Source organism: Vicinamibacterales bacterium (assembly GCA_035699745.1).
Lineage (GTDB): Bacteria > Acidobacteriota > Vicinamibacteria > Vicinamibacterales > 2-12-FULL-66-21 > JAICSD01.
Genome location: DASSPH010000013.1, coordinates 53,820 through 71,475, shown reverse-complemented (window position 1 = coordinate 71,475; position 17,656 = coordinate 53,820). Strand labels below are relative to the sequence as shown.

At 69.7% G+C, this 17,656-nt stretch carries 12 protein-coding genes; 8 read left to right on the top strand and 4 right to left on the bottom strand.

The features are described 5' to 3' along the window. Positions 1 to 15: 15 nt before the first annotated feature. Both VFK57_01970 and VFK57_01965 read right to left on the bottom strand, forming a co-directional pair. Entirely contained in the window at positions 16 to 1,485 is a 1,470-nt protein-coding gene (locus VFK57_01970; GenBank protein ID HET7694448.1) for an alpha-amylase family glycosyl hydrolase, read from the bottom strand. A 26-nt stretch (positions 1,486 to 1,511) separates the two neighbouring features. Beyond that, positions 1,512 to 2,822 carry a multiheme c-type cytochrome gene (locus VFK57_01965; GenBank protein ID HET7694447.1) on the bottom strand — a complete coding sequence of 437 codons (1,311 nt, stop codon included), beginning with the start codon at positions 2,820 to 2,822 and terminating at the stop codon, positions 1,512 to 1,514. Positions 2,823 to 2,871: 49 nt separating this feature from the next. On the opposite strand from VFK57_01965, the gene VFK57_01960 reads away from it, so the two are divergent. The 7 genes from VFK57_01960 to VFK57_01930 all read left to right on the top strand — a co-directional run bounded on the left by VFK57_01960 (position 2,872) and on the right by VFK57_01930 (position 14,015). Then, the gene (locus VFK57_01960; protein HET7694446.1) at positions 2,872 to 4,578 is read left to right on the top strand and encodes an NAD(P)H-dependent oxidoreductase subunit E; all 1,707 of its coding nucleotides are present in this window, start codon (positions 2,872 to 2,874) and stop codon (positions 4,576 to 4,578) included. Then, positions 4,575 to 6,704 carry a cyclic nucleotide-binding domain-containing protein gene (locus VFK57_01955; protein HET7694445.1) on the top strand — a complete coding sequence of 710 codons (2,130 nt, stop codon included), beginning with the start codon at positions 4,575 to 4,577 and terminating at the stop codon, positions 6,702 to 6,704. The genes VFK57_01960 and VFK57_01955 overlap by 4 nt, the downstream gene beginning before the upstream one ends. A 10-nt stretch (positions 6,705 to 6,714) precedes the next feature. Further along, a complete protein-coding gene (locus VFK57_01950) occupies positions 6,715 to 7,641 on the top strand; it encodes a hypothetical protein (GenBank protein HET7694444.1) in 927 nt (308 codons plus the stop codon). 9 nt (positions 7,642 to 7,650) lie between these two features. Beyond that, a complete protein-coding gene (locus VFK57_01945; protein ID HET7694443.1) occupies positions 7,651 to 8,955 on the top strand; it encodes a hypothetical protein in 1,305 nt (434 codons plus the stop codon). Positions 8,956 to 8,962: 7 nt separating this feature from the next. Continuing rightward, positions 8,963 to 10,042: a glucose 1-dehydrogenase gene (locus VFK57_01940; protein HET7694442.1), complete on the top strand. Its 1,080-nt coding sequence runs from the start codon at positions 8,963 to 8,965 to the stop codon at positions 10,040 to 10,042. Between the two features lie 259 nt (positions 10,043 to 10,301). Further along, on the top strand, positions 10,302 to 12,026 hold the full coding sequence (locus tag VFK57_01935) for a S8 family peptidase (protein ID HET7694441.1): 1,725 nt from the start codon (positions 10,302 to 10,304) through the stop codon (positions 12,024 to 12,026). Between the two features lie 6 nt (positions 12,027 to 12,032). Continuing rightward, the gene (locus tag VFK57_01930; protein HET7694440.1) at positions 12,033 to 14,015 is read left to right on the top strand and encodes an HD domain-containing phosphohydrolase; all 1,983 of its coding nucleotides are present in this window, start codon (positions 12,033 to 12,035) and stop codon (positions 14,013 to 14,015) included. Positions 14,016 to 14,018: 3 nt separating this feature from the next. On the opposite strand, the gene VFK57_01925 is transcribed toward VFK57_01930, so the two are convergent. Next, the gene (locus tag VFK57_01925) at positions 14,019 to 16,451 is read right to left on the bottom strand and encodes an ABC transporter permease (GenBank protein HET7694439.1); all 2,433 of its coding nucleotides are present in this window, start codon (positions 16,449 to 16,451) and stop codon (positions 14,019 to 14,021) included. Between the two features lie 378 nt (positions 16,452 to 16,829). Here VFK57_01925 and VFK57_01920 point away from each other — a divergent pair, with 378 nt between their 5' ends. Next, on the top strand, positions 16,830 to 17,408 hold the full coding sequence (locus VFK57_01920; protein ID HET7694438.1) for a GAF domain-containing protein: 579 nt from the start codon (positions 16,830 to 16,832) through the stop codon (positions 17,406 to 17,408). 85 nt (positions 17,409 to 17,493) lie between these two features. Here VFK57_01920 and VFK57_01915 read toward each other — a convergent pair whose 3' ends face one another. Continuing rightward, positions 17,494 to 17,631: a hypothetical protein gene (locus VFK57_01915; GenBank protein HET7694437.1), complete on the bottom strand. Its 138-nt coding sequence runs from the start codon at positions 17,629 to 17,631 to the stop codon at positions 17,494 to 17,496. Positions 17,632 to 17,656 lie beyond the last annotated feature (25 nt).

Below are 17,656 nucleotides of genomic sequence, written 5' to 3'. Positions count from 1 at the left end.
CGAGCATAACCCCGTTCAGTCCCCTTCCAGCAACAGCAGATGCGCGTCGCCCGCGTTCAGACCGACGTACAGGCCATTCTCGAGATCGGCGCGCGTCCGGTGGTAACGCGCGGCCGTCAGCGCGTCGACCAGATCGAACGCGTCGCCCGGCGGCAGATGCCCGATGTCGAGGAAGCCGTGCGACTCGCGGCCCGACAGGTTCACCGCGATCACCGCAAGCTGGCGGTCGAGGCGCCACGCCGACGCGATCAAGTTGCCGTGGGTGCCATCGCCGGCGTTGCGAACGTCCAGCAGCGACCACGATCCGTCGTGAAAGAGCGGGTCGCGCAATGCCTGGAGCACTCGCGCGTAGAGCTCGCGAATCTCCGGACGATCCGGCTCCGGCGCCCAGCGCCCGAGCTGAACGGGCGCGCGGACGGCGGCGCCGGCGAACTGCCCGTCGAAGAAGAAGCGCAGCCCGGGCAGCGTGAACGTCAGGACCACCGCGGCGCGCACCCGTCCGTCGAGCGCGTCGGCGCTGCGCGCCTCGTCGTGGTTCTCGAGGAAGCGCGCCAGCCGGGCGCTGTAGGCAGGGTCAGCCTGCAGGTGGCCGCGCACACGGCCGGCATCGCCGTGGCGCAGCCGATCGAGCAGCCGCTTGTCGTACGTGAAATGAAAACCCTGCTGCTGCAGCTGGTACTCGCGGTCCCAATAGACTTCGGCGAGGTAGATCATGGGCACGCGGGCGGTCGCGTCCGGCCAGAACTCGCGCTCGGGCTGACGCCAGAGGAGATCGACACGCTCCGACCAGGTCCGTGCGAACACGTCGTTCAGCGCCAGCATCGCCATGTCGCAGCGCACGCCGTCGCAATGCCGCGCGATCGCTGCGAGCTCGCCAACCAGGGCTTCGCGCGTCTCCGGGTTGAACAGGTTGAGCTGCGCGACGTCGCGCCACGGCGGAAGAAACGGGTCGCGGCCGCAGGCGATGAAGCGGAGCGTCCGTCCGTCGGGGCTTTCGATCGGCCGGAACAGCTCGGGAGCGGCGCGGTAGTCGTCGAGCGTCCCCTGAACGAACCGTTCCGGGTGCGCTCCGATCCACGCGTGATCGAACCCGAGATGATTCGGGATGAAGTCCAGGAGCAGCCGCATGCCGCGCGCGGCGAGCGCCGCGCGCGCCGCGTCGACGCCGGCCCATCCCCCCATCCGCGCCTCGGGCTGGTAGGCCTGAATCGAATACGGCGATCCCGGTACGTCGTCCATCGACCACCCCGGCAGCGCGCGATCGTATTCGCCGAGCAGGGCGAGATCCGTCCGCGCGAGCGTGCGCCCGACGGCGCTGCGCTGCCAGACGCCCATGAGGTAGACGACGTCCATGCCGGTTGCGGCGATCGCGTCCCATTCCGCGCCGGGCACATCGATGAGGGTCACGCGCCGGCCGGAGCGGCTCGAGAGGCGCTCGAGCCAGGGCCACGCGCTGATCTCGTAGAGATGTGGATGTGTTCGCATGCTCCCGGAGAGCGAGCGATCCGCGGCTAGCGGATCGCGGCTTCGGCTTTCCGCATCGCGGCGATGAAGCGGGACGGCTCGAACGCCGACGGCGCCTCGAACTGCTTGAACAGCTCGGTGAACACCGGCGTCAGCGGCGCCGGGTCCTGACTGCGCGCGCGGGCCAGCGCCGTCGCCAGCACCTCGGCCGCCATGGCGGCCTGCTCGGCGGCGCGCTCGCCGCGGGCGGCGATCGACGGCGCGTCGGCGAAGATGCCGCGCAGCATGGCGGACGCCGTTTCGGCGGTGGCCGGCGAGGTCATCGCGCGGGTGATCGCGCGATCGACGATGGCCCGCGCGCTGCCCGCAAGCGAGACGACGGCGTCCGGCTTCACCGCCAGCCGCGTGGCCTCGATCTGCAGCTGTCCCATGATGGCGTCGAGTTCGCCGGCCGACGGCGCGTCCCATGCCGCCACGACGCGGCGCGCCGTGACGTAGCGGGCGAGCTGCAGGGGCGGCAGCCCGGGCCGCGCGCGGTTCTCGTAGCCCTGCGCCTGCCGCCAGCTGTCTTCCGGCCGCGTCAGGCTGTGATGGCACGCGAAGCAATCGAGCTCCGCGTACTCCGGCCACACCGGCCCCTTCACGCGCCGCCCGAGTCGATCCAGGCTGGCGCGCAGGTGCGCCAGCTGCCCCACGGCGAACGTGCGGACCGGACGGTAGGGGTCGGCGTCGGACGTGTCCTTCCAGTGCCGGGGCATCGCCGCGCTGAACGCTTCCAGCTCGAAGACGAGATCGGGATGCCCGGCCGCGATCATCTCGTGATCGACGAATTTCTCCGCGGTGCCGAGATGGCAGGTGAGGCAGCGATCGGTGCGCTTGACGACGTCCTTGGTGTCGTACATCCCGCGTTTCACCGATTCCTCGTGGGTCGCGTCGCGCGTCACGTGATAGCCGAGCCAGCCGCTCGCCGGGCCGTGGCACGCCTCGCAGCTCACGCCTTCGGTGGCGAACGTGCGGGCGCGCGCCGCCGGCGGAACGTCGAGGGCATGGCAGGCGAGACACTTCTGCGCCTGCTGCGGCGCCGCGATGCCGAGGATCCTGCCCATCCGCTGCGACACCGCGTTGCCCAGCACCTCGGTCGCGCGGGCGTGGCGATCGCGTCCGATCCAGGTGCTGTACTCCGTCTGGAGGATCCGGCCGCCGCCCGGGCGGATGGCGCCGTGGCAGGCGACGGCGCTGCACGATCCGGGGCCGACGTAGTTGCCGGTCTCCGGTGACTGCTGCGCCGACAGCGGGATGGCGGCCGCGAGCGCGAGAGCACCGGCGGCGACTGAGAGGATCGGAGCTGCGCGTCGCACGTCGCGCCCGTTTATATCAGATCCGCTGTCTGATATATTCCGTGAGCCTGTGCAGGGCCGCGCTCCGACATCCCCCATCTTCGACGAGCTGCGCGGCATCCAGCGCGCCCACGGCTACTTGCCCGAACGCGAGCTGCGCGCGCTGGCCGACCGCATGTCGCTGCCGCTGTTCCGGCTGCAGGCGGTGGCGAGCTTCTACCCCCACTTCTTCCTGAAGCCTCCCGCGCGCGCCGAAGTGCGCGTCTGCGGCGACATGGCCTGCCACCGCCGCGGCGGCAACGCGCTGCGCGAGCGCCTCGCCGCGCGGTACCACGGCCAGGACGTCAACATCCGGCACGTGTCGTGTCTCGGCCGCTGCGACACCGCCCCGGCGATGGCGGTGAACGACCAGATCTTCGAGCGGGTCGGCGACAGTGACGCCGCGGCGCTGATCGACTTCGCCGCCGCCGGCGCGTCGCCGGAGCAGCTGGCCGCGCGCCGGCCGCATCCGGTGCCGCGGCCGATCGCCAGCGATCCGTATGCCGACGAGGCCGCGCGCTACGGCGTGCTGCGATCGTTCGTGCAGTCGAAGGACTGGACCGGCCTGATCGCGACCCTGAAGGCGAGCGGCCTGCGCGGCCTCGGCGGCGCGGGCTTTCCCACCGGCATGAAATGGGAGCTGGTGCGCAGCCAGCCGGGCCCCGAGAAGTTCATCGTCTGCAACGCCGACGAGAGCGAGCCGGGCACGATCAAAGACCGGCACATCATGACCAGCGCGCCGCACCTGCTGATCGAAGGCATCGTGCTCGGCGGACTGGTGGCCGGCGCGCGGCACGGCATCATCTACATCCGCCACGAGTATCCCGATCAGGAGCACATCCTCCAGCGGGAGATCGACCGCTGCTACGCGGCCGGCATCCTCGGATCCCGCGTGCTGGGATCCGATCTCGCGTTCGACCTGGAGATCTTCGTCAGCCCCGGCCTCTACATCTGCGGCGAGGAGAGCGCGCTGCTCGAGGCGATCGAAGGCAAGCGCGCGGAGCCGCGCAACAAGCCGCCGTTCCCCGGGCAGCTCGGAGGCGGCCTGTGGGCGAAGCCGACGGTGATCAACAACGTCGAGACCTTCACCTTCGTGCCGATCATCCTCGCGCGCGGCGTGGACTGGATGAAGTCGGCGGGCAGGAACGGCTCCGCCGGCATGAAGTTCGTCGGCGTCAGCGGCGACGTGGTCAATCCCGGCGTCTTCGAGGTGCCGATGGGCACCACCTATCGCGAGCTGATCGAAGGGCTCGCCGGCGGCGCCGCCCCGGGACGCACGATCAAGGCGTACGCCCCGTCGGGCCCCGCCGGCGGCTACCTGCCGGCGTCGATGCTCGATCTGCCGCTCGACTGGAACGCGATGACCCAGGCCGGCGCCACGGTCGGCTCCGGGGCGATCGTCGTCTGCGACGACCGCGCGTGCATGCTCGACATGGCGCTCAACTCGGTGCGGTTCTTCCGCAACGAATCGTGCGGCAAGTGCGTGCCGTGCCGCACCGGCTCGACCAAGCTCGCCGAGATGCTGGCCGGGTGGGCGGGCGGACACCGCGGGGCGGACGATCTCGCGCTCTACCAGGAGCTGTGCCACGCGATGAAGATGACGTCGATCTGCGGCCTCGGCCAGGTGGTGCACGTGCCGATCGCGTCGGTGATGAAGCACTTTGCCGACGAGGTCGAGCAGCACGCGACGCGGCAGGTCTGCCGGGCCGGCGTGTGCTTTCCGGGAGCGCGGACGTGAGCACGGTCGCGCTCACGATCGACGGCCGCGAGATCGCCGTCCCGAAGGGGACGACGATCTTCGACGCGGCGCGGCTGAACGGCATCGCCATTCCGACGCTGTGCCATCAGCAGAACCAGACGCCGGTCGGCGTCTGCCGCGTCTGCGTCGTCGACGTCGGCGCCCGGGTCTACGCCGCCTCGTGCATCCGCGAATGCGAGCCCGGCATGAAGGTGCAGACCGCGTCCGCCCCCGTCGTCCAGGCGCGCACCACGCTGATCGAAATGCTCATGGCCGACCATCCCACGCCGTGCGCACGGCAGGAGCGGAGCGGCGACTGCGAGCTGGAGACGATGGCGGCGGCGGCGGGCGTGTCGCAGCCGCGCTTCGCGCGCCGGCTGTCGCCGCGCGGCCGGGACGATTCGTCGCTGAGCATCGCCGTCGACCATGAAGCGTGCATCCTGTGCGACCGCTGCGTCCGCGGCTGCGACGACATCAAGAAGAACATGGTCATCGGCCGCAGCGGTCGCGGCTATACGGCGCACATCGGCTTCGATCTGGACCTGCCGATGGGCAGCTCCACGTGCGTCTCGTGCGGCGAGTGCATGGTGTCGTGCCCGACCGGCGCGCTCACCAACAAGCGCGTGGTCGACGCGCAGCTGGAAGGGGATCGGCTCGACCCCGAATGGATCCTGCAGCTGCCGGTCTTCAAGGGGGTGTCGGGCACGTTCCTCGAGCTGAATCAGGGCGCGGTGGTGAAGCGCTCGATTCCCGCGGGCGAGACGATCTGCCGCGAAGGGGAGTTCGGGTCCACGGCCTTCTACATTCTCGAGGGCACCGTCGAGGTCTCGATCAACACGCCGATCGGCCACGTCCAGCAGCAGGACGCCGGCGGCCTGTCGCGCTGGTTCCGCCGGATCCGGAGCACGCTGGCCGATCGCCAGGCGCACACGCGCACCGAAGAGAGCGGGCGCCGCTACATTCCGATCGACGCGCCGGTCGATCTTCCGTACGAGAAGCCCATCGCGGAGCTGGCGGCGGGAGATCTGTTCGGCGAGATGACCTGCATGAGCTTCCATCCGCGCTCGGCGACGGTGCGGGCGAAGACGCCGGTCGTCGTGCTCGAGATGCTGCGGAACGTGCTGGACATCCTGCAGAAGAACAAGACGTTCCGTGCGGAGCTGGATCGCAAGTACCGGCAGCGGGCGCTCGAGACGCACATCCGCAGCGTCCCGGTGTTCGCGGCGATGCCGCCCGATTTCATCGGCTACCTGCGCGAGCGCGTCGAGTTGATGCGGTTCTCGCCCGGCGAAGTCATCGTCCGGCAGGGAGACGCCGCCGACGCGTTCTATCTCGTTCGCATGGGCTTCGTGAAGGTCAGCGAACGCCATCCCGGCGGCGACGTCGTCCTCACGTATCTCGGCCGCGGATCGTACTTCGGCGAGATGGGGCTGCTGGGGGGCGGCGTCCGCACGGCGACGTGCACCGCGCTCGATCACGTCGACGTGGTGAAGATTGCCGGCGAAGACTTCCACTTGATGCTGTCGCGGTTCCCGGCGGTGCGCGAGGCGCTGGAGAAAGTGGCGCAGGAGCGCGCCGCGATGAATCAGCGCCGCGCCGCTGCGACCGAGACCGTGCCGATCGACGACTTCCTCAACCAGGGGCTGATGGAAGCGCAGAGCCTGCTGGTGCTGGATCTGGAGAAGTGCACGCGGTGCGACCAGTGCGTGAAGGCGTGCGCCGACGCGCACGAGGGGGTTACGCGTCTGGTCCGCGAGGGGCTGCGGTTCGACAAGTATCTCGTCGCCACGTCGTGCCGATCGTGCCGGGATCCGCTGTGCATGGTCGGCTGCCCGGTGGGCTCGATCCGCCGCCGCAACTCGATGGAGATCATCATCGAGGACTGGTGCGTCGGCTGCGGCCTCTGCGTGCGCAACTGCCCGTACGGCAACCTGAACCTGCACGCGTTCGGTGCCCGCAGGAAGGCGACCGGCTGCGATCTGTGCATGGAGCACGACGAGCCGAGCTGCGTGTACGCCTGCCCGCACGATGCGGCGCACCGGGTCGAACCGCTGACCTACTTCGGCGGCATGCTCGGGATCCGGGAGCAGACGGCGAAGGGATCGACCGAGGGGACGAGCAAGTGAAGGGCGCGGCGTGCTGATCGACCGTTCGCACCGCGGCTGGGCGATGGCCAGCGCCGCGATCCTCGGCGCCGCGGTCGTCGCCTACGTGCCCTACACGCTGCGATCCGCGCCGCCGGGCGGCGGCACGATGCTCGGCCTGGTGTACGGGACGACCGCGTTCGGGTTCATGGCGTACGCCACGCTGCTGGCGCTGCGCAAGAAGTTCCCGATCTGGCGCATCGGCCGCACGCAGTCGTGGATGCGCGGGCACCTGTGGCTGGGGGCGCTGTCGCTGCCGCTGGTGCTGCTGCATTCCGGATTCCTGTTCGGCCACGGGCTGACTTCGATTCTGATGTGGCTGTTCGTCGTGGTCTGGGCGAGCGGGTTGTTCGGCGCCTGGCTGCAGCACACGATGCCGCGCCGGCTGCTGCGCGAGGTCCCGATGGAGACCATCTACGAGCAGATCGGCCGCGTGCGGGCGCAACTGCTGGACGAAGGGGATGCGGTAGTGGCCGACGCGTGCGGCAAGCTGGAGGTCGAGGTGGCGCCTCCGCGCCCGCAGCTGCTGCCGGCCGCGTCCGCCGCCGGTCCGGCGGTGGCCAGCCACCTTCTGGTCAGCGTGCTGCGGACGGGGAGCGGCGGGGCCGACGCGGGCGCGCCGCTGCGGGACTTCTACCTGACCGAGATCCGTCCGTTCCTCGAGGCGCCGTCCCGCAGGCACCCCGTCGCGGACGCCGCGGCCGCGGCGGTGATGGCGGCGAAGGTGCGGGCACTGCTGCCGCCGGCCCTGCACGCGCCGCTCGAGGATCTCGCGAACCTGTGCGAGGAGGAGCGGCAACTGCTGCGTCAGGAACGGCTGCACGGCACGCTGCACGCGTGGCTGATCGTGCACGTGCCGCTGGCGTATGCGGTGATGGTGCTGGCCGTGGTGCACCTCGTGATGGCGCTCAGGTTCTAGGTCACTGCGATGCGCATCCGAACCGCCAAGACACTCGCCGAGCGCATCGACCTGCACTACTTCAAGCGCGCGCACGGCATGCGGCGCTGGCGGTACGTGTTGTCGGCCGCGGCGCCGCTGGCGGCGGCGCTGTGGGTGGCGGCACTCATGGCCGCGGGAAGCCGCACGCCGTACAGCCCCGGCCCGGTCTCGGCCGCGCACGCGTTTGCGGAGAACCGCTGCGAGGTCTGCCACGCCGGCTCGGCCCCCGGCTCGCCGCCGGCATCCGCGTTCCGTGCCCACACCACCGACGCCGCCTGCCTCACGTGCCATGACGGACCGGCACACGCGCCGAACCAGCCGTCCCCGCCGGGGTGCGCCTCGTGCCATCAGGAGCATCGCGGCCGCGTCCAGCTGGCGAGCATCGACGACGGGTACTGCGCCGGCTGTCATGCGAACCTGAAGACGGCGCACGGAGAACCGCGGGTTGCGAGGCAGGTGGGATCGTTTCCCGCCGGTCATCCCGAGTTCGCCGCGCTCCGTCCCGGCACGCGCGATCCGGCGCGGCTTCGCTTCAACCACGCCGTGCACATGAAACCGGACCTGCGCGGGCCCAAGGGGCGCGAGCAGCTCGCGTGCGCCACCTGTCACACGCCGGAGGCCGTTGCCGCGGTCAGCGGAGCGAAGCGGCCGGCGCGGACGGGGCTGATGTCTCCGGCGACCTACGAGCGGAACTGTGCGAGCTGCCACCCGCTGTTCTTCGACGAACGGCTCGAGCGCGTGGCGCCGCACGCCGAGCCGGCCGCCGTGCGCGCGTTCGTGCGCCAGGCGCTGACCGATTACATCCGCGCCAATCCGGACGACCTCTCGAAGCCGGATTCCGCGCTGCGCCGCGTGCCGTTGAACTTCCCGCGTCCGCCGGAGCCGCCGGCGCGGACCGCGGATGAATGGGTCGCACGGCGGGCGGCGGCCGACGAACGGCTGCTCTGGAACAAGACCTGCGTCGAATGTCACTCCGCCTCCGCGTCGGCCGATCTGCCCGTCTACGAGCCGACCAACGTCACGAAGCGCTGGATGCCGCGGGCGGCATTCGATCACTCGCCGCACCTGATGGTCGCGTGCGCCAGCTGCCACGCGGCCGGGTCGAGCACCAGTACGGCCGACGTGCTGCTGCCCCCGGCCTCGCTGTGTGCGTCGTGCCATTCGGGGGCGCGGGGGACGCTCCTCTCGCCCGGCGGCGGCGCGGAGAGCCGCTGCTTCGCGTGTCACCGGTATCATGACTGGACGAAGGCGCGTCCGGTCACGCCGTCGTATCCGCTCAGCAACACCAGATGAGGCCGTCATGAAAGCGATCGTGGTCAGACCCGGGGTGAAAGACAGCATTCACATGCGCGACATGCCGGATCCGCGTCTCAAGCCGGATCAAGTTGCGGTGAAGATGCTGCGCGTCGGCCTCTGCGCGACCGACGCGGAGATCAATCACGGGGTGTACGGCGAAGCGCCTGCCGGCGAAGAATTCCTGATCCTCGGCCACGAGAACCTCGGCGTGGTCGAGGAAGTTGGGAAGAAGGTCAAGGGCTGGAAGTCCGGGGACCTCGTCGTCTCGACGGTGCGCCGCCCGTGCGGCAGGTGCCCGCAGTGCCGCGCCGGCGAGAACGACATGTGCAGCAGCGGCCAGTACACGGAACGCGGCATCATGCGCCGCCACGGCTTCATGGCGGAGTACTACGTCGAGCACCCCGCGTTCCTGAACAAGATCCCGAAGGCGATTCGCGACTTCGCGGTGCTGCTCGAGCCGATGTCGGTCGTGCAGAAGGGCATCGACCACTCGTACCTGCTGCAGCAGCGGCTGACCGGATGGAATCCGAAGTTCGGCATGGTGCTCGGCGCCGGCCCCATCGGCCTGCTCGCCGCGTCGGTGCTGCGCATCCGCGGCCTGCGCACCGTCGTCGTCGGCCGCGAGGAGCCGAACGACTACCGGGCGCAGATCGCAAAGCAGATCGGCGCGGAATATCTCTGCGCGGCGAACCGCTCGCTGCCCGACGTCCCGAAGGACGTCGGCTTCCCCGACATCGTGATCGAAGCCACCGGCGTCTCGCGCGTCGTCTTCGACGCGATGGAGATCCTCGGCCGCAACGGCGTGCTCTGCCTGCTCTCCGTCACCGGCGGCGACACCGTCAGCCCCGAACCGATCGATCGCATCAACCAGAAGATCGTGCTCGGCAACCAGGTCGTGTTCGGCAGCGTCAACGCCAGTCCGCGCCACTTCCAGCAGGGCGTCAAGGACTTCGTGATGATGAACCGGAAGTGGCCCGGCGTGATGAACCGGCTCCTCACCGATCGCATCCCGTGGGCGGACCACAAGCGGTGGTTCACCGAGCGCGGGTCGACGATCAAGTCCACGCTCGAAATCAGCTCGTAATCGGGACGCATTCAGCGGCGGTTGCAGCCCCGCGGCTGTGTGCCGAAACTGCGCCGCTGTTCCCGGACGGAACAATCGACGCGATCATGCTGTCTTCGTGTCGGTTGCCGCCACGGGTCGGTACTACCCGTGAAATCCAGTGCTCCAGAATGGAGCAGCCTGCCCGAATCGTGACCGCGTAAGTCGTTGATTCTGCAGAAACCGGGCTGGAGCGATCGTTGCTCTGCCGTGGGCCCAGGTCTCGTTACAGGACAACCACATGAAGCGACGTTCGGTGTTTGCGCTCCCCGCTGTACTCATCTGCCTGCTGCTCGCCGGATCGAATCCGGAGGGGCAGCGACGGCCGTCGATTTCCGCCGACCTTGCGGATCATCCCCGCGGTCCGCACACGCATCGCGTCATCGTCCAGGCGCCCGACGCCGGGCTCGAGCCGCTCAAGCGCGGACTCGCCGGACGGCTCCGCCGCGCGCTTCGCAGCGCGGTCGCGATCGAGGTCGACGACGTCCAGCTCGCGGCCCTGCAGAAGAATCCGAACTACGCGCATCTCTCGGGCGACCTGACGGTGACGGCCGACATGGCGGTCACCAACAAGGTCACCGGCGCCAGCTCCGTCTGGCAGGGCACGCCGGGCCTGCTCGGCCTGTTCGGCACGCCGGGCTACACGGGCGCCGGCGTCGGCGTGGCGATCGTCGATTCGGGCATTGCGACGCACACCGCGCTCGACTCGCGCATCGTCGCGCGCGTGAATCTCGTGTCCGACGAGCCCGGGGTCGTGGGGGATCCGTTCGGGCACGGCACGCACATCGCCGGCATCGTCGCCGGCAACCGGACGGCGGCGACCTACGTGACCGCGGCGTTCGCCGGCGGCAGCGCGCCGTCGGTGAGGCTGATCGACGTCCGCGTGCTCGGCGCTCGCGGGTCCGGCCGCACGAGCGATGTCATCGCGGGCATCGACTGGGTCATCGAGAACCGGCTCAAGTACAACATCCGGGTCGTCAACCTGTCGCTCGGCCATCCCGTGACGGAGCCGTCGGTGACCGACCCGCTCTGCCGGGCGGTCGCACGTGCGGTCGCCGAAGGGATCACCGTCGTGGTGTCCGCCGGGAACTATGGCTTGACGAGCAAAGGGGAGCCGGTGCTCGGCGGCATCACGTCGCCCGGCAACTCGCCGCTCGCGCTGACGGTCGGCGCGCTCGACACCAAGGGGACGGTCGATCCGTCGGACGACGACGTGGCGCCGTTCAGCTCGCGCGGGCCGGCGCGCTACGAAACGGTGGTGAAGCCGGACGTCGTCGCCCCCGGCGTGCGAATGGTCTCGCTCGAGGCGCAGAACTCGTTCCTCAGCGGCAACTACCGGCAGTGGCACATCGCCGGCAGCGGCAAGAACGCCTACATGCGGCTGAACGGATCGAGCATGTCGACGGCCGTGGTGAGCGGCGGCGTCGCGCTGCTGATCGACGCCGAGCCGTCGCTGACGCCCGGTCAGGTGAAGATGGCGATCCAGATGGGCGCGCGCTTCATGCCGAAGGCGGGATTGATCGCCGGCGGCACGGGAAGCGTGAACTTCGCGCAGTCGCTGCGGATCATGAACGACGGCCTGCTCGACTCGCTGGTCTCGACGGTGACGTCGCTGCTCGGATCGTCGTCAGGCGCGTTCTTCCGCGACAACGGCACGCTGATCGACCGCATCTACGATCGCACCGGCATCAACCTGCTGCGCATCCTCGACCTCGGCGCGCTGTTCCGCGGCGCGGACGAGGCGGAGATGGGCGTGCTGAACCTGCTCGGGTCCTCCAACCCGATCGGATCGGCCGGGGCGAACTACGTCGTCTGGGGCAACGTGGCCGAGTGGTCGAGCAGCTACTACGTGGTGTGGGGGAATACGATCCAGTCCCCCTCCGGCCAGTACGTGGTGTGGGGGAACAACGAGTTCTCGGATCCGAATTACGTGGTCTGGGGCAACAGCTTCACCGGGGGGCACTGACGCATCGTGAGCAGCAGCGCCGCGGCAACCAAGCCATCCCGGAGCCTGCCGCCGGCGGCGCAGCTGTTCGTCGGGGTGGTCGGGATCTGCGGCGTCGCGGTCGTGCTGCGCAGCGTGTTCGTGCTGTGGCACGCGACGCTGTCCGGCGCGTGGATCCTGTTCGCCGTGCTGACGGTGCTGAGCGGCACGCTCAGCATCAAGGTTCCTTCGGTCCAGACCCGGTTCGCGGTGTCCGAGGTGTTCGCCTTCACCTCGGTGCTCCTCTTCGGTCCTGAAGTCGGCGCGCTGGTCCTGGCGCTCGACGGGCTGCGCATCTCGTTCCTGTGGCGGATGAACGGCCCGCAGACGCTGTTCAACTTCGCCAACCTGGGCCTCTCGATCTGGACGTCCGCGCAGCTGTTCTTCCTGGCGAGCGGGTCGCCGCCGCTGTACGGCAGCCACGCGGCCCCGTCGGCGGGGATCATCGTCTATCTCGGATTGATGAGCGGCGCGTACTTCGCCGTCAACACGCTGCTGACGGCCACAGCGGTGGCGCTGGCGGCGCGCCGCGCCGTGTGGGGGACGTGGCGCGAACACTACTGGCCGCTCTTCCCCAGCTACCTCGCCGGCGGGTCGGTGGCGCTGCTGCTGGTGCTCGCGTTCCGCGAAGTGCAGTTCACGGCGATCGCGCTGATCCTCCCGCTGTTGCTGATCTGCTACCTGACGCTGCGCTCGTCCTTCGGACGCCTGGAAGACTCGAAGCGCCACGTCGAGGAGCTGAACCGGCTCCTGCTGTCGACGGTCGAGACGCTCGCCACCGCGATCGACGCCAAGGACGAAGTGACCCACGATCACGTCCGCCGCGTGCAGCAGGGCACGCTGGCGCTGGCGCGGGCGATGGGCGTGACCGACCCCGTGGAGCTGCAGGCGATCGAGGCGGCGGCGCTGCTGCACGACACCGGCAAGATCGCGGTCCCCGAGCACATCCTCAACAAGCCGGGCAAGCTGACCGCCGCCGAGTTCGAGAAGATGAAGCGGCACGCGCCGATCGGCGCAGAGATCCTCTCGTCGATCGAGTTTCCCTATCCGGTGGTGCCGATCGTCCGGCACCACCACGAGAACTGGGACGGCACCGGCTACCCGGATCGGCTGAAGGGTGAAGAGATTCCGCTCGGGGCGCGGCTGCTGTCGGTGGTCGACTGCTTCGACGCGCTCACCTCCGATCGTCCGTATCGCCGCCGCATGACGGACGCGCAGGCGCTGGCGATCCTCGCGGATCGGCGCGGCGTCATGTACGACCCTGCCGTCGTCGACGCCTTCATCGCCGACTACAAGCGCATCATGCCGGAATCCAGCGCCGAGCCGCACCCTGCGACGCGCGCCATCGGCGACGCACGCGCGCTCGACCGCGAAGAGCAGGCGGCAGCGCAGGCCGCGCAGGCGGAGGCGGCGCTCGGCGACGAACTGCTCGCCATCGCCAGCCTGTCACGCGCGCTCACCGGCGAGGCGAAGGTGGCGGACGTCGGCGCGCTGCTGTGGACGATTCTGCGCTCCGTGATGCCGTCGGAGACGATGGCGATCTTTCTGCCGGACGTCGAGACCGACGAAATCGCGCTGCGCTACGCGGCCGGCGCGCACGTCACGGCGCTGCGCGGCACGAGGCGCGCGACCGGATCCGGCATCGCCGGCTGGGTCGCGGTGAACGTGCGCTCGGCCGTCAATGCCGATCCGGCGCTCGATCTCGGCCACCGCGTCGCGGAGATGTCGCCGCCGCTGCGGTCGTGTCTCGCCGTGCCGCTCGTCGAAGGGGAGTCGCTGGTCGCGGTGCTGGCGCTCTACCGCACGCAGCGCCTCGGTTTCTCGGACGACGAGCTGCGCCTGGTGGAGCTGCTCGGGCCGCGGCTCGCCACCGCGCTGGCGACGGCCGCTCTCGCCGAACAGAACGCCGAACAGCCGTCGAAGGCGCCGGCGCTGATGCTGGTCAGGAGCCCGGCGCCGGCGGTTCGATAGCGGCTACGCCCGGAGCGCTATGACCGGGTCGACACGCAGGGCACGTCGCGCCGGAATCCAGCTGGCGAGCAGCGCGACGCCGAGCAGCGTTCCTGCCGACGCGATCCAGGCGAGCGGATCCCACGGGCTGATCTCGTAGAGCACCGACTGCAGGCCCCGCGCCGCCGCGATCGCGGCCGCCAGACCGATGGCCACCCCGCTGAACGCCAGCACCGCTCCCTGGCGGAGCACCAGCCGCAGCACGTCCTCGGGCGACGCGCCGAGCGCCATTCGCACGCCGAACTCGTTGGCGCGCTGCGCGACGCCGTGCGAGAGCAGACCGTAGATGCCGATCGCCGCCAGGGTCAGCGCCACGACCGCGAAGAACGCGAGCAGCAGCGTGCGGAAGCGCGGCTGCGCGACCGACGTCGAGATGACGTCGGACAGCGTGCGGATGTTGGCCACCGGCTGATCGGGATCCGCCTCGCGGACGATCTCGCGGATCGACGGCCCGAGCCGCGACGGCTCGCCGTCGGCGCGCACGACCACGGTGACGTTGCTGAACATCCGCCGCAACAACGGATCCGGATACTGCGCGTACGGCACGAACATCTCCGACTTCGCTTCCACGTCGGGCTGCTGCAGGACGTCGCCGACCACGCCGACCACTTCCATGTAGGGATTGGCCGGATCGGGGTCGGGCTCGGTCCCGAGCTGGATGCGCTGGCCGAGCGGGCTGCCGCGCAAGTGGGTCCGCGCCATCGTCTCGTTCACCACGATCACGCGCGCCGATCCCTGGCGATCCCGATCGTCGAGCAGCCGTCCCTGCCGCAGCGGAATCCCCATCGTCTGGAAGTAGCCGGCGCTGACCGCGCGGTAGCCCGCCATCGTGTACTGCTCGGGACCGGACGGTGGGAATCCCTTGACGTTGAAATGGATCGTCGGTCCGCCGCCGCTCATCGGCAGCGTCGTCGTCACCGCGGCGCCGCGCACACCGGCGACGCCGCTGAGCCGCTCGAGGAGCCGCTGCACGACCCCGGTGCGCAGCTCGTCGTTCGCGTATTTCGCCGAGGCCAGCGGAACGTCGGCCGCGAGCGTGTGCTCCGCGTCGAATCCCGGCGGAACGTTCTGCAGCCGCGCGAAGCTGCGAATCAGCAGCGCGGCGCCAATCGTCAGCACCACGGTGACGGCGATTTCGACGACGACGAGCGTCGCGCGGGCGCGCCGCTGCCAGACGCCGCCGCCCATCCCGGAGCGTCCCGCCTCGTTGAGCGCGTCCCTGACGTCCACGCGCGTCGACTGCAGCGCCGGAATCAGGCCGAAGACGATCCCGGTCAGCAGCGCCAGGCCGAACGTGAAGGCGACGACGCGCTCGTCGACGGCGATGGTGTCGGCGCGGGGGAGCGTGGGGCCGACGAGCGCGAGCAGGACCGGTACTGAAAACGACGCCAGCAGCAGCCCGGCGGCCCCGCCCGCGAGCGACATCAGCACGCTCTCGGCGAGCAGGTGCACGACGATGCGGCGGCGGCTGGCGCCGAGCGCGATCCGCACCGCGATGTCGCGCCGCCGCGTCAGTCCGCGCGCGAGCAGCAGGCCGGCGACGTTGATGCACGCGATCAGCAGCACGCCGGCGACGGCGCCGAGCAGGACCAGGAGCGCCGTGCGCACCCCCTGCACCATCAGGTCGCGCGCCGGTGTGACGAGCATCGCGACCCTGGTGTTGGTCTCGGGGTAGGCCCGCTCGAGCCGCGCCGCGATGCCGGCGATCTCCGTCCGCGCCTGATCCAGCGACACGCCGGTCTTCAACCGCGCGACCGGGAGAATGCCGGGATGCCAGCCGCGATCGGCCGGCTGCGCGGCGATGAAGGGCGCAATCGGAAGGTAGACCTCCGCCTTCTGAAACAGGCGGAAAGCCGGCGGCAGCACGCCGACGATCGAATACGGCGTCCCGTCCAGCAGGATCCGCTCGTCGAGCACGGTGCCGCGTCCGCCGAACCGCGACATCCACAAGCCGTGGCTGAGCATCGCCACCGGCGGGCCGCCCGGCCGATCCTCGTCGGCGGAGAAGCCGCGCCCGAGAATCGGCGATACCCCGAGGAGTTCGAGCATGTGGCCGGAGAGCATCTTCGCCGGCACGCGCTCCGGCTCGCCGCCGCCGCTCAGGTTCGCGGTGAAGTTGCGAAACGCGCCGCACGCCTGCAGGGTGGCCGCCTCGCGGCACACGTCCCGATAGTTCTCGGCAGAGAGGGACAGCGTGGGGAATTGCGGCGTGCGCTCGTTGATCACGACGACCCGCCCGGCGTCGTGAAACGGCAGCGGCCGCAGCAGCACCGCGTCGACGACGGTGAAGATGGCGGAATTGGCCCCGACGCCGAGGGCGATCGTGAGCACCGCGATGGTGGTGAACCCGGGTTGCTTGCGCAGGGCGCGGAAGGCGAAGCGGAACTCTCGCAGCATTGGAACGAGTCTAATCCGTAGAACCAGCGTCCCAAAATAGATCAATGCAGATAAAGCCTTTATTTTGTTTGTATTAGTTGCAGTTTATGGTCTTTTGACGTCCTGAACTGTTCCATTATGCGAATTGGAACACTCGTCATGGCATGACGGGCAAGGGATGTTGCAGATAGTTAAACAACACGTTTGTAGCAATTTACGAGAGCTCGCGAGTTTCCCCTGCAGCTGGTCCGTGCCTTGCCTATGGATGTGCAGCGTGACTGATAACTGCACAATCTCCCGCGGGCCCTTACGGAGTGGACCTACGAGTGCAACGGTCACGGCGGGAATCCCCTCGCCGGCCGTATCGCCCGCGGTTTCTCTTTCTGTCGAGAGGCTGTCGTGAAGACCAATGACGTGATGCTGGACGACGGGCTGCTGGCGGTCAGCAGCCTTTCCCGCGCGCTCGACGGCACGGCCAGGCTCTCGGATGTGGGAGCGCTGATCTGGGTGCTGCTGCGGCAGATCGTCCCGTGCGACGCGCTGGCGATCTTTCTCCTGGACGACAGCCACGATCACGTCGTCGTGCGCTATGCGGCAGGGGCCCATGCGCACGCGCTTCGCGGCGTGACGCGGCCGACGTCGAGCGGGGTGGCCGGCTGGGTGGCGGTCAATCGCACCCCCGTGGTCAACGCGGAGCCGGTTCTCGACCTCGGGTTCAGGGCCGGTTCGGTGCCGGCGCTGCGGTCCTCGGTGGTGGTGCCGCTCGTCGAGAGCGATGCCGTGATTGCCGTGCTCTCCCTGTATTCGAAGGAGCTGCTCGCGTTCACGGACGATCACGTCCGCGTGCTCGAGCTGCTCGCGCCGCGGCTCGCGGCGTCGCTCGTGGACGCGGTGATCGCGGAGGAAGACGCCTCGGCCGCGCCGATGCCGAAGGCGCCGGGGCTGCGTCTCGTGAAGTCGTCCGCGGTCACGGCTTGATGACCGCTTTCGCCATCATCGGCACGCGGCTTCCCACCGCCGGACCGGAAATGCCGAATTCGCCCGTTGGACGCGACCAGCGTGATCACGACTGTTCCGGATCGCGCACGTTGTCGACGGTGGACGGGGCGTGCACGGTGACGGTCGCGCGCGGCCGTCCCTGAGTGTCGACGATCGCCAGCGCGCGGCCGCGCAGCACCGGCGCGGCATTCTGCGCGGTCACCCGGCCGCCGCGGCGCGAGCAGCGC

Bases quoted from the DNA above. Each gene is read 5' to 3' on its own strand.
- VFK57_01940 (HET7694442.1), top strand. From the start codon at position 8,963: ATGAAAGCGATCGTGGTCAGACCCGGGGTGAAAGACAGCATTCACATG.
- VFK57_01935 (HET7694441.1), top strand. From the start codon at position 10,302: ATGAAGCGACGTTCGGTGTTTGCGCTCCCCGCTGTACTCATCTGCCTG.
- VFK57_01925 (HET7694439.1), bottom strand. From the start codon at position 16,451: ATGCTGCGAGAGTTCCGCTTCGCCTTCCGCGCCCTGCGCAAGCAACCC.
- VFK57_01970 (HET7694448.1), bottom strand. From the start codon at position 1,485: ATGCGAACACATCCACATCTCTACGAGATCAGCGCGTGGCCCTGGCTC.
- VFK57_01945 (HET7694443.1), top strand. From the start codon at position 7,651: ATGCGCATCCGAACCGCCAAGACACTCGCCGAGCGCATCGACCTGCAC.